Here is a 15491-nt window from a genome sequence, read left to right as displayed (position 1 = left end):
GAGAGGGTGAAAGCATTCTAGTTCTAAGTCAATATCACGCTGAATATCATTTTTAGGGCGAGTCCAGTTAACAATGCTTTAATGAGCCATATGAGTCGCTGATTTCCGACCAGCCTGCGCATTTTGGTCCCTAAATAAGAGCCGAGTACCGAACCAAGCACCATGCTTATCAGTAAGTTAAGATGCTCAGTGTAGCTAAAGCCGATAAAGCCAAATACCAATATTTTAAGTAAATGACTAATCGTCATAAACATTGAACTGGTAGCAATCAGTTGGTTATGGTCGCTCAGCTTTTTGGCTAACACGCTGGTACCGATAGGGCCAGTTGCACCCACGACTAAACCCAATCCGGTTTGCAGGACACCAATCAGGTAATAACTCTCATATCGATTGATGAGGCGAGAAAACTTGCTGCTCCATAAGTTCAACACAATGTAGGAGCCTATAAGCGCAGGAATATATTTGCTGGGTAGATGGCTTAGTACTAAGCCAAATAAACCAACGCCGAGGATTGAGCCAATTAAAAACGGGACGATGAGCGGCCACTGTACGTGCTTGAGCGAAAACAAACTTCGCGAGATATTGCTGGCGAGTTGTGTGACCCCATGAATGGGAATGATGGTACTTGGACTTAGGTATAAAGGCAGTACGGCAATCAATAACATGCCACCACCAAAGCCAAATATGGCGGCAATCAATGATGTAACTAAGGCGCTTAAGCCCAAAATAGACTCTGTTGACAAATGCTTAGCTTCGCTTTTTTGGGTTTGTTTGATGATACTAATCATTAATCCATTGCTCGTACAAGCTTCAGGTCTATCGCAATGACAATACTTTGCTGGTTAACTCTAGTGAATTTCTGATATAAATCTGTTACTTCATAGGCTTGCGGTAAAAACTTACCGGCAATCCCAGTTCGTCCATTAGGTGTTAAGACACGGACGGGTATTGTTTGACTCGAGTTATTGAAGCGACCAAGTTGAATTTTAAAGAGGATGAGTTGATGCGAATTGCGGTATTGTCAGATATCCACAGCAACCTGTACGCACTTGAGGCGGTGGTGGCAGATATTGAGAACCGAGGGGTTGATGTGGTGGTCAATCTAGGTGATATTTTATATGGACCGATTGCGCCTCGGGCGACTTACGAGCGCCTGAGGGAACTTGATTTTGTGACGATTTGTGGAAATCAAGATCGCCAGATTTATCAAGCAAGTGCTGCTGATTGCGCGACGAACCCAACGATGCAGTTTATTTTAGACGATTTAGGGCCTGAGCCACTCCAGTGGATGCAGCAGCTTCCTTTTGATCTGCAATTGAACGAGCAGGTTTATTTGTGTCATGCAAGCCCTGGGGATGACTTGATCTACCTCGTAGATGACGTGAGTCAAGGCTTTGCCCAGCTACGTTCAGAGCATGAAATATTAGCTTTACTCGAAGGGCAAACATCACCATTAATTTTATGCGGTCATAGCCATACGCCAAGGGTGGTGAACATAGGGGAGCAGCAATTGCTGGTGAACCCCGGCAGTGTCGGCTTACAAGCTTATCGAGATGATTGGCCCAATTCACATGTGATGGAAAATTTTAGCCCGCATGCACGTTATGCCATTGTAGAGTTGACGGCGCAAGGTTGGACAGTGGCGCAATATCAGGTTGCCTACGATATACAAAAAGCTGTTGCACTGGCGGAGCTGCGCGGTCGCGATGATTGGGCCTATGCTTTGGTTTCGGGTCGAGCAAGTAATTGAGCGCATGGGGCTGGTAAGTCTACTTTAGGTTTGGGCTTTGCTGGGGGAGTGTTGCGCAGAGTTGCTGGTTGCGTCAGTTGTTGTTTCCACCAAACCAGATCTTGACAGCCATTGCCTTCAGCTAAGGCCGTTTGTTCTTGGCACAGTGGTTGATCGATAGGGCAGTGAAGCCTGATGTGCATATGTTTGGTATGCCCCCACCAAGGTCGAATTTTAGCCAACCAGTGTTGTTTGGCTTGAGTGTGAGTGCAGAGCTGCTGTTTGATGACCTGATTGACGAAGATCCTCGCGACTCGCGGGTCTTGCGCGGCAATTTTTAGCATTTGCTGATGCGTACTTGACCAAGCAGATTCAAGTCGGAAGTTTTTTGAGTCAACTAAGTTGATAGGCCTAAGGTTTGTCTGTTGGGATGGCGTGAGTTTGTCTGTGGTGGTTTTAAACCAAATATCCACATCTAAGCCGATTTGATGACTACGATGACCATGACTAAATGGTCCGCCTCGCGGCATTGACATATCGGCAATGAGAATATTCTGCAGGCCCTTAGCTTTTAGCGTTTTGGCATAGTCTTGAATAAATCCGAGTAAGCTTGGATGACCATAATTGCGTCGACGTTCGGGGTGAACCACCCGATAGCCTTCGCCGGTGAGCGCTAAGGGCTGGCCTCCGGCTAGACAACCTTGGTTATAGGTGCCTATGGCATTAGGGCTCCCATGTGAGGGGCTATTGATCTGCTCCCAAGGGTGACTGGCTGCCATCACCGAAATATTGACCATAACACTCAAGCTAATTACCAGTTTGAATCGCTCCAGCATATTGACTTGATTTCCTTTATTAGCGGTTGGTTCGCAAAGTTTAGCGCACTTAGCTAAGCGCGTACGGTATTGTTTATCGCAAACCATTTGATTTGATGGTTGAGGGATCTCTCGTGATAGTTTGCGCTTATTGCTTAGATCATTTATGTTGATATTTGGTTGGTAATTTGTAGCTGATGTGTTGCCTAGCTTGTTGTGAAGCTGATCGTTGTGGTATGGGAGTACTTCAAGCCACTCTGTTTTGGGTGAAGGACAAGCAACATGCTTGGCGTTTATTAATGATTGCCGTTTGGGCAATCGATTGATGCTGAACCAGAGTAACGATTGTTGGTAAATGGAGATGCCGCAGCTCAGAAGCAACTGTGTGAGCCGTCGCATTGGATGCAAATTTATTTTTACGTGAGGGTATGATAGTGGCTCAATCTAATCAGTTTTCTAGCACAGCAGCAAGTATCGATGCTCAGTCTTACGCGATTCCGCAAGAGGCTTTTGACTGGTATGACGAATATGCACATGGCTTGATTGACCGGCGAACCTTTCTGGCGCGTTTGGCAAAGCTGACCGCTTTGGGTTTTTCTATGGCGATGTTGTCTTCCGCTCTACTTCCTAATTATGCCTTGGCTGAGCAGGTGTCGTTTAATGATCCCGAGATTAAAGCCGAGTATGTCTTGTTTGATTCACCAATGGGACATGGTGAAGGGCGAGGTTATCTGGTCACACCGAAGAATGCCGACAAAACGCTGCCGGTGATCTTAGTGATCCATGAAAACCGGGGCTTAAATCCTTATATTAAAGACGTTGCGCGGCGCTTAGCCAAGGCTGGCTATATTGCATTTGCACCCGATGCATTGCATATATTAGGCGGCTATCCGGGGAATGATGATCAAGGGCGTAGTATGCAAAAGTCCCTTGATAAAGGTAAAATTGAACAAGACTTTTTGGCCGCCGCCGTTTTTTTGAAGGAACATCCCGCCAGTAACGGTAAGTTGGGCGCGGTTGGTTTTTGTTTTGGTGGTTATGTGGTGAATATGCTAGCAGCAAGAATGGCCAAGCAGCTGAATGCAGGCGTAGCATTTTACGGAACGCCATCCGCGAAAGAGCTTCGGTCAAATATTAAAGCGCCCTTGTTGATCCACCTGGCTGAGTTAGATAAACGGGTGAATGCTACCTGGCCCGATTATGAACAAGATCTGCTGGCGAACAAGGTTGCTTACCAGATGCATATGTATCAGGGGGCCAATCATGGTTTTCATAATGACTCCACTGGCCGTTATGACGAGCTGCAGGCCGAACTCGCCTGGAGTCGCACGCTAGACTTTTTTAAACAGCAATTGGGATAAAAACTTGAAGGCGCAACCTTGCTTGTGTTTGTGCCTTCTATTTGTCGCTACCGAAAAATACTTGCTTATTTTTCGGTAGCGAGGGTGCTGATCGGTTGTTAGTTTAGCTTCATCCGAACTGATTACAGCGCAGCAAAACCAATGTTTGAGCTAAGCTTTCAGTTTCAGCAGAAGTATAACGCAATGAATCGCCGTGACACCCAGTATGAAGGGGGTAATACCACTTTTTGTCGGTCAAGTTGTCGCGTCTATCAAGCTATGCTAGATGAATTCGGCGTGTGGCGATATTTAACAAGCGACAATCGGTAACTAATTCAGCTGTCTATAATGGTTGTCAGTCACTCAGTGGCTTTCACCAGTAATATCGTCTTTTGTTTGGTAAAGCCCCTTACTCAATACATCATCAGGTGGTGATTCATATGACTCGTTTTTTATGTCATTTGGGCCGATGTACGCCTGCGCTTCGCAATGAGGTTTATGTTTATTGGTGTTTACCGCTCGGAAGATGCTTGAAACCGAGTTGAAGGGCTTCGCCAAATGCTTGAAGGCGCTTTAGATAAGCCGAGTAGCGAACTTGGCCAGCAGCTATGACGAGGTCGACAAGTGATACCTTATGGAGAAACCCGGAGTGATCAGCAACAAGCGGAGTATTTTATGATGCCAAAAGCGTGTCGAGCTGTTGCGGCCGCGAATGGCTAAAATAGAGTGAGTATTATCATACCTTGTCATTGGGTGAGCGGTGTTAAAGAGTTGCTCACTGGTTATACCGGGGTTTTTATCGAGAGTATTGGTCACTGCAGTACCAACAGGCCATCCTCAATATGGATTGAACTCCGCCATAAATTAATATTAACTTATTGTATTGCATATTGAGGGTGGGCTTTGGCTTCAACTTGCTTTAATGGCTGATTGTAATTCACAGATAAGCAATGGCCAAAACCCATTAAATACTCACCTGATGGCAATTTTCTTAGATTAAGTGAAGAGAGTCATAGCCGAAATAGGGCGTACTGATGATTTTAAAATTGGCTGTCAAATTAAACTTAATCATCATACAAGTAAGCTGATTTGTTACCAATTTTCGTAAAATTACGACTACGATTTGTGGATTCGGATTCACAAGTGTATTGAAAAAAATACAGTATTATCAAATTATTAAATCATTACCTATAGAGAAAAAATAAAATCATGCTACCGTAGTGACGCTTTAGTCATTATAGATGAGCGAGCTGTTTTCATATTTATTTTGGATTAAATCATAGGAAAGTATAAGGATCCCTATGGCTAGTGAATTTTCAACGATCGAAGGTGCTGCTCGGAGTTTGCACTTACAAGTGGCAAGAGAAGTTGCTAAAAGTATTTTATCGGGAGCACTTGCGCAACATAGTATTATTCCATCCGAGATGGAGTTGTGTGAACAGTTTGCGGTGAGTCGAACGGCCTTGCGAGAAGCGATTAAACATCTTAGCTCCAAAGGCTTATTGGAGTCGCGACCTAAGATTGGGACTCGAGTTAGAGCTCGAGAACACTGGAATATGCTCGATCCTCAGTTATTGAGTTGGATGTCTGGCCTGGGAATGCAACAGCAAGCAATGGATGAATTTATTGCTTTACGCCAAGCTATTGAACCCCAAGCTGCGGCTTTGGCTGCGAAGAATGCCACGTCCCAGCAACGTAGTGCATTAACCGAAGCTTTTTTACAAATGTCGGCGGTCGCTAAAAAACAAGATTGGTCTGAATGGGTCGAGGCGGACTTGCGTTTTCATCGTTTAATCTATTTGGCGACCGGAAACTGCTTCTTTATTCCTTTCGCGAATGTCTTACAGGTGATGTACGTACATTACTTTAAATATGCTTCTCAGGATGGTCATACTTGTATGCCTGAACATACGGCTATTTATCAATCGATTATGGCCGGTGATGCAGAGCAAGCTCGACAGGCAAATCTTGCTTTATTAGCTTTGGGCCCACAGCAGTTGGCAAAAGGTGCTGTGGCTTAATCCAGGTGCTTATTTCTGGTCTTTATTGTAGATAGAGACCAATTCTCGTCTTTAGGAAATGGCGTAACCTTTCTCTATTTTGGGTTACGCTGAGCGTTCTGTCATAAAAGCGATTCTCAGGTTCTTTCTTGTTCTTTGGTTTCGCCCATTCACTGTGATGTTTCAGCCTCTAGGGATATGACAATTCAACAAAATAGACGGTAAACAAGCATAAACCGAGGTGTTTCTAGTCACCTGCCTTTGGAGTTTCTGGCCCTTGATTTGGTGAATCAATAAAAGTGGCCTTGGCTGCTAAGATCCGAGTTAATGTGGTGATGAAACACAGAGCGGCAAAACCTAGAGCCAAGGTGGGGAAATGCTCCGGATATATGCAAAATAGCAGGAATAAAGCGATGGTTTCACTACCTTCGGTGAGTCCTCCCAAGTAATATAAGGACTTGTGTGGATATACCGTATTCTCTATATCTCTTTTGGCGGCCATAATGGCAAAAGTGAGGAAACTTGAGCCAGTCCCCATAAAAGTCCAGATGAGTACATTGGCTGCAATGGAATTTTGCTCAGGAGCGGCCAGAGCAAATCCCAAAACGACACCAGAGTAAAAGATAAAATCACAGACAATATCAAGGTAGCCGCCAAAATCGCTACAACCTTGACGCCTTGCCAATGCGCCGTCTAAACCATCGAATATACGGTTGAGTATGATCAAGCCTAAGGCCCAATCATAGTGTTGAAAGGCCAACATAGGAATGGCTGCTAAGCCGAGCACAAATCCGCTGAGGGTGATTTGGTTGGCATTCAAACCCGCCTTATCTAAATGCTTGGCGACGTAGTCCAGTGGTGCTTTAATCAGTTTTACGGCGTAGCGATCTAACATAGATATCCTATTGTTCAGCCTTTATTTAACGAAAGTCGCGGGAGTGGATCGATAAATCGGCCAATAGCCATGAGCAATCCTCTAACTTTCCGGCGATAATATGCAATACATTATCACAGCGTTCTAAGCGCCCTGTCACTTTAAGTAAGCGAGATGAAATAAGCGCTTTACGCTGAGCTTTGGCGGTTGCTGGCCAGACTATCACATTGCTATTACCAGTTTCATCCTCTAGGGTGACGAAGGTGACATCGGCCGTTGCCCCTGGGCGTTGACGTCCTACCACTAAACCAACGACGGTAACTAATTGACCGTGTTGGCAGCCTTGTAATTGCAATTGTGACAAACAATTTTTTAGGGCTTGGTGTTCGCGCAACAGCTGCAGAGGGTGGTGGCGTAAACTCAGGTTAGTCGTGAGATAATCTTGGGTGATATCTTCAATTTCACTCGGGACAGGCAGTTGCACTTTTGCCTCAGAGGGCATTGCAAATAGCGGTAGATCTGGCTCGATACCACTCATTTTCCAACGTGTTTGATGGCGATGACCGGCAAGACCCGCGAAAGCATCGGCTGAAGCTAAGGCGTTTAAACTACTTTGGTCTAAGCAGGCGGTGATTTGCGCCAGATGAGTGAAGCCTTGAGCGGGGCGCTGTTGTAGCAAGCGATTGATCTTATGTCGATTTAAGCCTTTGATTTGTTTTAAGCCTAAGCGGATCGCTCCCTTAGCTGCGCTTTGGTAATCTAGGTGATGCTCCCAAGCGCTGTGGTTAATGTCGATTGCTAAGATGCTAACCCCATGGCGTTGAATATCTTGTATCAGTTGACTAGGACTATAAAATCCCATTGGTTGGCTATTGAGCAATGCACAGCAAAAGGCGGCGGGTTCGTGACACTTTAACCAAGAAGAAATGTAAACCAACAGAGCAAAGCTGGCGGCATGGGACTCCGGAAAACCATATTCACCAAAGCCCAATATTTGTGAGAATAAGCGTTCGGCAAAATCGAGTTGATAGCCGCGACTAAGCATACCGTTGATTAATTTATCTTTAAAATAGCGGAGCTTACCATTACGTTTCCAAGCGGCCATCGCGCGACGTAATTGATCGGCTTCGCCGCCACTAAATCCGGCCGCGACCATCGCTAATTTGATGACTTGTTCTTGGAAAATTGGGATCCCGAGGGTTCGACTTAATACCGATTCGACCTCTGGGCTAGGATAGCTAACGGTTTCTTCTCCGTGACGTCGTCGTAGGTAAGGATGCACCATATCGCCTTGGATGGGGCCGGGACGTACGATGGCGACTTCGATCACTAAGTCGTAATAGCTTCTGGGCTTTAAACGCGGCAACATACTCATTTGTGCTCGCGACTCGACTTGAAAAATCCCAATGCTGTCGCCACGACATAACATATCGTAGGTGCAAGGGTCGTTCTGTGGAATGTCGCTCAGGCTAATACGGCGCTGTTCCCGTTCACTCAAACTCCTCAGACAGCGGCGGATCGCGCTTAGCATGCCAAGCGCGAGAATATCGACTTTCATTAAATGTAGTGCTTCTAAATCATTCTTATCCCACTGAATAATCGTGCGTTCGGCCATGGCAGCATTTTCAATCGGCACTAAGTCACAAAGTTGCCCTTGCGCGATAACAAATCCCCCGACGTGTTGCGAAAGGTGGCGCGGAAAGCCCCGTAATTGTTCCACTAATTCGGCAAAGTGATGTGCGTGAGCGGCGGGTAGTGAGCCAGATTTAATAATCTTTTCACGGGTGTTGGAACTTTTATCGCGCCAGTCGATATGATGGTTGAGACTATGCAGAATATGTGCAGGGATCGCTAAGGCTTTGCCGATGTCATTGATGGCGCTACGGGTTCGGTAGGTCACAATGCTGGCAGCAAGAGCCGCGCGGTCACGACCATATTTTTGGTAGATATATTGGATCACTTCTTCACGGCGTTGGTGCTCAAAATCAACATCAATGTCGGGTGGCTCATCTCGCTCTTTGGAGATAAAGCGTTCAAATAATAAACCTGCTTGCTGGGGATGAACTTCGGTAATATATAAACAGTAACAGACCACCGAATTAGCGGCTGAGCCTCGCCCTTGGCACAGGATCTGTTGGTTCCGTGCGTAATCGACGATGTCATAAATGGTTAAAAAGTAATGCTCGTAGTTGAGTTCGCTAATTAAGGCTAATTCGTGGTCAATCTGTTGACGGATCTCGTCCGCTAAGGTTTTACCAAAACGCTTTTTTGCCCCCCGTTCTACGAGTATTCGTAAGTAGTCTTGGGCTGTGTAACCCTTTGGAACACAGTCTTTTGGGTATTGGTAACGAAGCTCATTTAAACTGAATTGACATTGTTCTGCCAATTCACTGCTTAGTGCTAGTTCTTCTGCTCGGTAACGCTGCTGTAGTTGTGGCCATCTTAAAAGGCGGCGTTCGGCATTGGGGGAGAGTAAAAATCCAGCCTGTTGTACACAGGTATGGTGGCGGATCGCATCGAGCACATCGGCCAGCTTTTTCCGCTTGGCTAGATGCATGCGAGGATTCATTGAGGCAACACAGCGAACTTGGTTAGATTTTGCTAAGTGGCGGTAGTCATTAAGCTGTTGACTGGTTTCGGTTAAATCATTGTGCAATAGCAGATATAGCGGTTGTTTTCGAACTATTTGTAGCTGGTGGAGCTGGGCAGTCGTTAGTTGTGGCGTAGCTTTTATGAGCAGTATGCAGTTGTCTAAGTCTTTTTCAAACTGACTCAAGTTGAGTTGGTAGTGACCCTTATGACTATTTTTTCTAGCTGCTGTAATCAAGCGACAAAGCTGTTGATAGCCTTGTAGATCTTTGGCAAGCAACACGATTTGGCATTGTTCCTGACAAGTAAATTGGCTACCAATGAGCAGTTTGATCCCGAGTTGAGTCGCTTGTTGGTGGGCGCGTACAACACCACTTAAGCTACATTCGTCGGTGATGGCAATCGCTTGATATTGATATTGCTGGGCCTGTTCGACCAACTCCTCAGGGTGGGATGCGCCATATAAAAAACTAAAGTTACTCTGAGCATTGAGTTCGGCAAAAGGAATCGTATTCATCTTACTGCTTGTCTATTTCTGGTAATGATGGGACCGCAGCTTGTATGAGGCCGAGTCTGTGTGATGGCGTCATAGATAAGCCGCTAAAATAAACGAGGTCATGTTGATAAGCGCATTTGGAAAGCGGGGCTAAATACATTTTCTTCCTCATTGAGAATAGAGAGTGATAGCTGCGGCATTAAGCCGCTTTTTCTGCGACTAAGTACTTGATTAAAAATCATTAATTAAGTGCAACAGCCTAGCCAAACCAACCATGTAAAAACCATTGCTGATTCTCTTGGCATATCCAAGCAAGCGCCTCATGCTGACTTTTCGCCAAATAATAATCGCGGTTAATTTGGTGCTCATCCCACCATCCGCTGGCAATACGCTCTGGAGCTGAGAGCAGCTCATAATGCACAATATTGATTGGCTTAAGCTGGGGCAGTAACCAGCATGGTCGAGGAAAGTTACTCGGATAATTAAGTGCGGAGGCATGTTCTAAGGGTTGATATTGGCTGGCTAGTTCAGGCCGATAATCAGCTCGACAGCTTAAACGATGGATCCGTTGGCTACCTAAACGGATGTTGAGTTGATCAAATAACAGATCATCGAGTTGAGTTTGGTCTTGGTCAAATAGCCCATTGCTCGAATGATTTAAAGGGTAGAGCGCTTCGCTACTGAGGTTAAACTCGAGCAACGCCGCTGGTAATCTCAGAGTCTCTAGTTTCAGCTGAAATAAGGCAAACCAGTCGTGACGACTTTGTAGCATACGGGCACTGCGTAACAGGAGCCTTTGTTTGGCCTTATCACGAAAACATAATTCAAGGACGATTTCATTACAGCAATACTGGCGTTCTCTTAGCCAGTGTTGTAAATGTTGGCAAGCTTGCTTCAAAGGAAACATTAAAGCTTGAGTGGTATTGATTTCACTCAGCAGTGGAAACATTTGCTGGTAACGGTCTTGTGCTTGAATAAAAGCGAGCGGGTATGGCTGCTTACCTCGCGCCTGATCTAAGCTTTTTAGGCTTTGTTCTCCTAAACGTTTTCGCAGTTCTGGGCGAGGTAATGCGCAAAGCTGTTTAAATGTGTAAAGCCCCATGGCTTGTAAGCTGGCAATTTGTGCTTTTGGCAAATCACAGGCGCTTAGTGGTAGAGCGTCGAGTGTTTCGACCCCTCTATAGGGTGCTTGTTTATGCTTTGAGCAAACCAGCCAGCGAGCAGCGAGCGCGGTGTTGGCCCAGGCCAGTCGAAAGCTCAAGCCTTGTTGTTGATAGATGATGCTTAGTTGTTGAGCATGAGTCTGGGGGGTGGGATAAATACTTTGCATGCCAGAACCATTAATAAATAGGCCATGGTCTTGGTGCAGGGCGACTTGCGCAGCATAGCTTAAAGCTTGTTGGGCTAAGTTTTGAAACAAATCATCAGTAACTTGCGTTTGTTGTTCATAGAGATGGAGCTGTGGTGCCAGCTGATAGGCGGTATTGAGCGAACAGCCAAAGTAGAGCCCTAGCTGATGCGCAGCCTTGTTGAACTGAGTGAGTTGTTGCTTATGGTGAATAGCTAAGGCTTCGGAGGGCGAATGTTCGCGCTGTAGCAAGTCCAGCGCGAGTTGTGGGAAATCAAGGTAAATCCAATACATGCTTTAGTCACATTGAGGGCTTTGCTATTAAACTTGACGAGGAATATGTTGCCCGTAGAGCGGAGCTGCGCCGCGTCGTTTTAATAGCTGGTAGCTGATTTGGTCGGTATTTCTATTGGGATGTAGTGTAATGCGAACACTAGCGCTGGAGCTTTGTTGTTGTTGCTGCAAAGGTCTAAATAAATAACTGAGACAGTCGCCTTGTTCGGCAGCTAGTTGCAAGCGGCGACTGGCTTTTAAATCTAAATGATCAACCCAGCCTAACACGGCGCTGCAACAGCCACTTTTAAGGGCTTGTTCAATGGTCCAGATAATATCGCTGCACTGTTCTGGGCGGATCACAATCACCTTACTTATATCAATGTTGTGTTGTTGCAGTGCTGGGGCATTTGGCATGAACGGAGGCGCCACCCATATGATCCATTGTGATTTTTTACTTAATTTAGCCAGGGCCGGTAACAGCAGTTGTAGTTCCCCAATACCTTGTTGTTCATAGAGGACTTCTGTCATTGCGCCTTGTGGCCAACCTTGGCCTGGGAGCTGTTGATCAAGCTGTTCAAAGCCGCTTGCTTGTACCGTTAGCTGGCTGCGATGCCATTGCTTACCTTGCCAAACTTTGTTGTTCTGTAGCAGTTGATTGATTTGTTGTGCCATTGTTTGCTCCATGCTTTCAGTCGATGCCAAATTTAACGGCCTTACAATTACTGTATGGATATACAGTAGTGTTAATTTTATGCATTTGCAAATATTTTTTTGCTTATATGTATTACAATTGACTAATGATGCTAGTAATTTTTAATAAATACTTGCAAAATAACTGTGGAGATTGAAAAGGTTTTCATGGGCGAGTCAATAAATAGGGATACAAATGATAACTCTGGGTGAATACATAATTGAGAAGCAGCACCAGTTTCCTGAAGCTACGGGAGAGCTGACCCAACTGCTTGGGGCGATTCGTTTAGCCGCAAAGGTGGTTAACCGCGAAATCAATAAGGCTGGTTTAGTCGATATTATTGGCGCAACTGGCGTAGAAAATGTACAAGGAGAAGTACAACAAAAGCTCGATCTTTATGCCAATGAAATGTTTAAAGCGGCATTGGAAGCAAGGGGTGAAGTATGTGGTGTCGCTTCTGAAGAAGAAGATGAATTTGTTAGTTTTGATAGTACTCGTTCTATCGACAGTAAATACGTTGTTCTGATGGACCCCTTAGATGGTTCTTCTAATATTGATGTGAATGTATCGGTAGGCACTATTTTTTCTATTTATCGACGGATCAGTCCTTGTAGTTCCCCTGTTGTATTAGAAGACTTTTTGCAACCAGGCTATCGTCAGGTCGCGGCTGGTTACGTGGTTTATGGTTCATCAACTATGTTGGTCTATACCACGGGTCATGGCGTACATGGTTTTACCTGCGATCCATCTTTAGGTGTATTCTATTTATCCCACGAGAACATGACGATCCCTAAAGATGGGATTATCTATTCGATTAATGAAGGGAATTACCTTAAGTTTCCAACTGGGGTGAAGAAGTACCTCAAATATTGTCAAGAGATTGAACCGAATACTAATCGCCCCTATACCTCTCGTTACATTGGGTCTTTAGTGTCTGATTTCCATCGTAATTTGCTTAAAGGTGGGATCTACATTTATCCTTCAACAGCGTCTGCGCCCTCAGGGAAGCTACGCTTATTGTATGAGTGCAACCCAATGGCCTTCCTTATTGAGCAAGCAGGCGGTAAAGCCAGTGATGGCTTTAATCGAATTATGGATATTGAGCCGACCGAGTTACATCAACGTGTTCCTTTTTTCTGTGGTAGTACCAACATGGTTGAAACGGTTGAAGCGATGATGCGCGAATATTCTCTGGACGAGAATAAAGCTTAAGTTATCTCTTATTCCTAACTCGCTTTTGCCCTGATGAACCATTCGTCAGGGCAAACAAAAATTCTTTTCTGTTGTTGTGGACAATACAGTTGCATTGGCCGATCGATTTGCCAGCTTGTTGATTTAATGGGCTCTAATTGATGAGCAGGCGGGCTTAACCATTGCTGTTTATTGAGTTCACACCAATCTTCTCCTCGATGATTTTTTCGCCATTGTTGATGACTATACCAATGGCGACTCTGCAGTGTTTCACTGTGTTCCGGCGCTTGCTCGAATAGATAACCTGACAATATGATGCGCTGTTTAAATTGATAGTGTGAGTAAACTTGTCGTAGTGCTTGGATTTGTGGATGACGGCCGAGAGGGATCTGTTTGAGTAACAGTTTACTTAGCTTGTTGCTTAGCCGATCTTGCAGGTTTGGGCCAACATAATCGTAGGCACTACTGTTACTTTTTACGGCCAAATAAAATTTTAGGGCTAATTCCCAATGTTCAACCTTTTGCTGCCGATGATTTACGAGTAAGAAATCAATCGCACCCAGCGTCTTTCCATTTTCTTGTACGGGGATATTATCGGCTAATAATTGCCAATCGGGATGTCGTTTTATTAAGGCTCGCCATAGCTGTTCAAAATATAAACCTAAACGTGGGTGAGGTTTAATCGAAGGTAATCTGTTTAATTGCTTGAATAGGGCACTTTTCCATTGCTGCTGCCAAGCCAGATTTACACTATAGGGTAGTGAATAGGGAAGTAATGGCCGTGCATTTAAGCACCATTGCAAATCTTCTTGCAAGCTATTTGAATCCATTTATGTTTCTCTTTTGTTATTATATTTACAAATAATCAAACTATAAGTGTTTTTTTTAGTCAGCTTCAATGATTTTTGTAGTTTAATTACTAAAATGCAGCTAATATTTTCTGGTCTAACCAGTTGAGGTCGTTCTATGAGTAAACAATATTCTCTCCCGCTTATTTGGCTGCGTCGTAGTGTATTACTACTTGTGGGTACTCTATTGTTCCCATGGATCGCACTATTAGGATTACGAGCTCCATTTTATAGTGCCTTACATCGACAATGGGTTAAACGTAATAATTTGCCAGCTTGGATGCAGCAGGCTGAGCGGATCAATCAGTTTGTTCTGTATTAAGTGAGCTACAGTGATGATATTTAGGCTAAGTACTTGTTTCTAGAGCTTGCTGCTACTTACAATACAGACAAACCATTGTGAGTGAGCCGAATGAAAAATACTCGATTAGAAAATATCCTGAATCAACATCTCGATAGCTTTAAATTTAAAGATTATTGCCCGAATGGTCTACAGGTTGAAGGGCGTGAATCGGTGCAGTGCATCGTTACCGGGGTGACGGCTTGCCAAGCCTTGATCGATCAGGCGATTGCTCATAAAGCTGATGCTATTTTAGTGCATCATGGCTTTTTCTGGAAAAATGAAGCAGCGGTTGTCACTGGTATGAAGCGCCGTCGCCTGCAGGCTTTGCTCAAGCATGATATTAATCTCTATGCCTATCACTTACCTTTAGATGTTCATCCGGAATTAGGCAACAACGCTCAATTGGCTAAGCGACTGGGCATGACACTGACACGGGGTTTAGAACCCTGGGATCCTCGCAGCGTGGCGATGGTAGGCAAGTTGGCTGAACCCATTTCCGGAGAGGCTTTTGCTGCGCAGATCGAAGCCGTGTTACAGCGTAAGCCCTTACATATTTCGAATCAGCGAAAAATTCATAAAGTGGGTATTTGCACGGGGGGTGGCCAGTCGTATTTAGGTTTAGCTGCGGAGCAGGGACTTGATGCCTTTGTGAGCGGAGAGATCTCTGAAAATACGGTACACACTGCCAGAGAGATGCAGATTGATTATTTTGCAGCTGGGCACCATGCCACCGAACGTTATGGGGTTCAAGCCTTAGGAGAATGGCTCGCCGAGCAGCATCAGTTAGATGTTCGTTTTATCGATGTCGATAACCCTGTTTAAACAAGCTACATGGCTTAATTGCGCTGTAAATTTTAGTTGGTTTATTATAGTTCTACAGTGGCGATTATCTGATTTTCTGCTAAATTGTAAAAAAATATTGCGAATGATAATAGTTCGCAATATAATTTA

At 44.8% G+C, this 15491-nt stretch carries 13 protein-coding genes; 6 read left to right on the top strand and 7 right to left on the bottom strand.

Annotation, left to right across the window (positions count from 1 at the left end; translation table 11 throughout):
* Window positions 1–23 precede the first annotated feature (23 nt).
* Complete coding sequence (locus tag ACRRSW_RS12315; protein ID WP_432459489.1) at window positions 24–788, bottom strand: sulfite exporter TauE/SafE family protein; 765 nt, start codon at window positions 786–788, stop codon at window positions 24–26.
* A 164-nt stretch (window positions 789–952) separates the two neighbouring features.
* Here ACRRSW_RS12315 and ACRRSW_RS12310 point away from each other — a divergent pair, with 164 nt between their 5' ends.
* The gene (locus ACRRSW_RS12310) at window positions 953–1750 is read left to right on the top strand and encodes a metallophosphoesterase family protein (RefSeq protein WP_432459488.1); all 798 of its coding nucleotides are present in this window, start codon (window positions 953–955) and stop codon (window positions 1748–1750) included.
* Here ACRRSW_RS12310 and mepA read toward each other — a convergent pair.
* Window positions 1717–2565 carry a penicillin-insensitive murein endopeptidase gene (gene mepA / locus ACRRSW_RS12305; protein ID WP_432459487.1) on the bottom strand — a complete coding sequence of 283 codons (849 nt, stop codon included), beginning with the start codon at window positions 2563–2565 and terminating at the stop codon, window positions 1717–1719. The genes ACRRSW_RS12310 and mepA overlap by 34 nt on opposite strands.
* Window positions 2566–2978: 413 nt before the next feature.
* Here mepA and ACRRSW_RS12300 point away from each other — a divergent pair, with 413 nt between their 5' ends.
* Window positions 2979–3905, top strand: a complete 927-nt coding sequence (locus ACRRSW_RS12300) for a dienelactone hydrolase family protein (RefSeq protein WP_432459486.1) — start codon at window positions 2979–2981, stop codon at window positions 3903–3905.
* Between the two features lie 1280 nt (window positions 3906–5185).
* On the top strand, window positions 5186–5905 hold the full coding sequence (locus ACRRSW_RS12295) for a FadR/GntR family transcriptional regulator (RefSeq protein ID WP_432452946.1): 720 nt from the start codon (window positions 5186–5188) through the stop codon (window positions 5903–5905).
* Between the two features lie 226 nt (window positions 5906–6131).
* On the opposite strand, the gene ACRRSW_RS12290 is transcribed toward ACRRSW_RS12295, so the two are convergent.
* From ACRRSW_RS12290 to imuA, 4 genes are all read right to left on the bottom strand, one after another.
* A complete protein-coding gene (locus ACRRSW_RS12290; protein ID WP_432459485.1) occupies window positions 6132–6779 on the bottom strand; it encodes a CDP-alcohol phosphatidyltransferase family protein in 648 nt (215 codons plus the stop codon).
* Window positions 6780–6804: 25 nt separating this feature from the next.
* Window positions 6805–9864 carry an error-prone DNA polymerase gene (locus ACRRSW_RS12285; protein ID WP_432459484.1) on the bottom strand — a complete coding sequence of 1020 codons (3060 nt, stop codon included), beginning with the start codon at window positions 9862–9864 and terminating at the stop codon, window positions 6805–6807.
* 238 nt (window positions 9865–10102) lie between these two features.
* Window positions 10103–11485: a Y-family DNA polymerase gene (locus ACRRSW_RS12280; RefSeq protein ID WP_432459483.1), complete on the bottom strand. Its 1383-nt coding sequence runs from the start codon at window positions 11483–11485 to the stop codon at window positions 10103–10105.
* 27 nt (window positions 11486–11512) lie between these two features.
* Entirely contained in the window at window positions 11513–12139 is a 627-nt protein-coding gene (gene imuA / locus ACRRSW_RS12275) for a translesion DNA synthesis-associated protein ImuA (protein WP_432459482.1), read from the bottom strand.
* Between the two features lie 214 nt (window positions 12140–12353).
* Between imuA and fbp the strand changes: the two genes are divergently transcribed.
* Window positions 12354–13370, top strand: coding sequence for a class 1 fructose-bisphosphatase (gene fbp / locus ACRRSW_RS12270; RefSeq protein WP_432452951.1), 1017 nt, complete (start codon window positions 12354–12356; stop codon window positions 13368–13370).
* Between the two features lie 14 nt (window positions 13371–13384).
* Here the strand turns inward: fbp and ACRRSW_RS12265 are convergent, their stop codons facing one another.
* Window positions 13385–14179, bottom strand: coding sequence for a DUF1853 family protein (locus ACRRSW_RS12265; RefSeq protein WP_432459481.1), 795 nt, complete (start codon window positions 14177–14179; stop codon window positions 13385–13387).
* A 136-nt stretch (window positions 14180–14315) separates the two neighbouring features.
* Here ACRRSW_RS12265 and ACRRSW_RS12260 point away from each other — a divergent pair, with 136 nt between their 5' ends.
* Window positions 14316–14519, top strand: a complete 204-nt coding sequence (locus ACRRSW_RS12260) for a DUF2517 family protein (protein ID WP_432452953.1) — start codon at window positions 14316–14318, stop codon at window positions 14517–14519.
* 90 nt (window positions 14520–14609) lie between these two features.
* Complete coding sequence (locus ACRRSW_RS12255) at window positions 14610–15362, top strand: Nif3-like dinuclear metal center hexameric protein (protein ID WP_432459480.1); 753 nt, start codon at window positions 14610–14612, stop codon at window positions 15360–15362.
* The last annotated feature ends 129 nt before the right edge of the window (window positions 15363–15491 follow it).

It is taken from the genome of Agarivorans sp. QJM3NY_25 (assembly GCF_050870875.2).
Classification (GTDB): Bacteria; Pseudomonadota; Gammaproteobacteria; order Enterobacterales; family Celerinatantimonadaceae; genus Agarivorans.
The sequence above is the reverse complement of the archived record's forward strand: the minus strand, read 5'-3'. Positions and strand labels throughout refer to the sequence as shown.

What these genes read in the sequence shown, in the direction of transcription:
- ACRRSW_RS12260 (WP_432452953.1), top strand. Translation starts at nt 14,316, where the DNA reads ATGAGTAAACAATATTCTCTCCCGCTTATTTGGCTGCGTCGTAGTGTA.
- ACRRSW_RS12265 (WP_432459481.1), bottom strand. Translation starts at nt 14,179, where the DNA reads ATGGATTCAAATAGCTTGCAAGAAGATTTGCAATGGTGCTTAAATGCA.
- ACRRSW_RS12295 (WP_432452946.1), top strand. Translation starts at nt 5,186, where the DNA reads ATGGCTAGTGAATTTTCAACGATCGAAGGTGCTGCTCGGAGTTTGCAC.
- ACRRSW_RS12285 (WP_432459484.1), bottom strand. Translation starts at nt 9,864, where the DNA reads ATGAATACGATTCCTTTTGCCGAACTCAATGCTCAGAGTAACTTTAGT.
- ACRRSW_RS12315 (WP_432459489.1), bottom strand. Translation starts at nt 788, where the DNA reads ATGATTAGTATCATCAAACAAACCCAAAAAAGCGAAGCTAAGCATTTG.
- ACRRSW_RS12280 (WP_432459483.1), bottom strand. Translation starts at nt 11,485, where the DNA reads ATGTATTGGATTTACCTTGATTTCCCACAACTCGCGCTGGACTTGCTA.
- ACRRSW_RS12255 (WP_432459480.1), top strand. Translation starts at nt 14,610, where the DNA reads ATGAAAAATACTCGATTAGAAAATATCCTGAATCAACATCTCGATAGC.
- mepA (WP_432459487.1), bottom strand. Translation starts at nt 2,565, where the DNA reads ATGCTGGAGCGATTCAAACTGGTAATTAGCTTGAGTGTTATGGTCAAT.
- ACRRSW_RS12290 (WP_432459485.1), bottom strand. Translation starts at nt 6,779, where the DNA reads ATGTTAGATCGCTACGCCGTAAAACTGATTAAAGCACCACTGGACTAC.
- fbp (WP_432452951.1), top strand. Translation starts at nt 12,354, where the DNA reads ATGATAACTCTGGGTGAATACATAATTGAGAAGCAGCACCAGTTTCCT.
- imuA (WP_432459482.1), bottom strand. Translation starts at nt 12,139, where the DNA reads ATGGCACAACAAATCAATCAACTGCTACAGAACAACAAAGTTTGGCAA.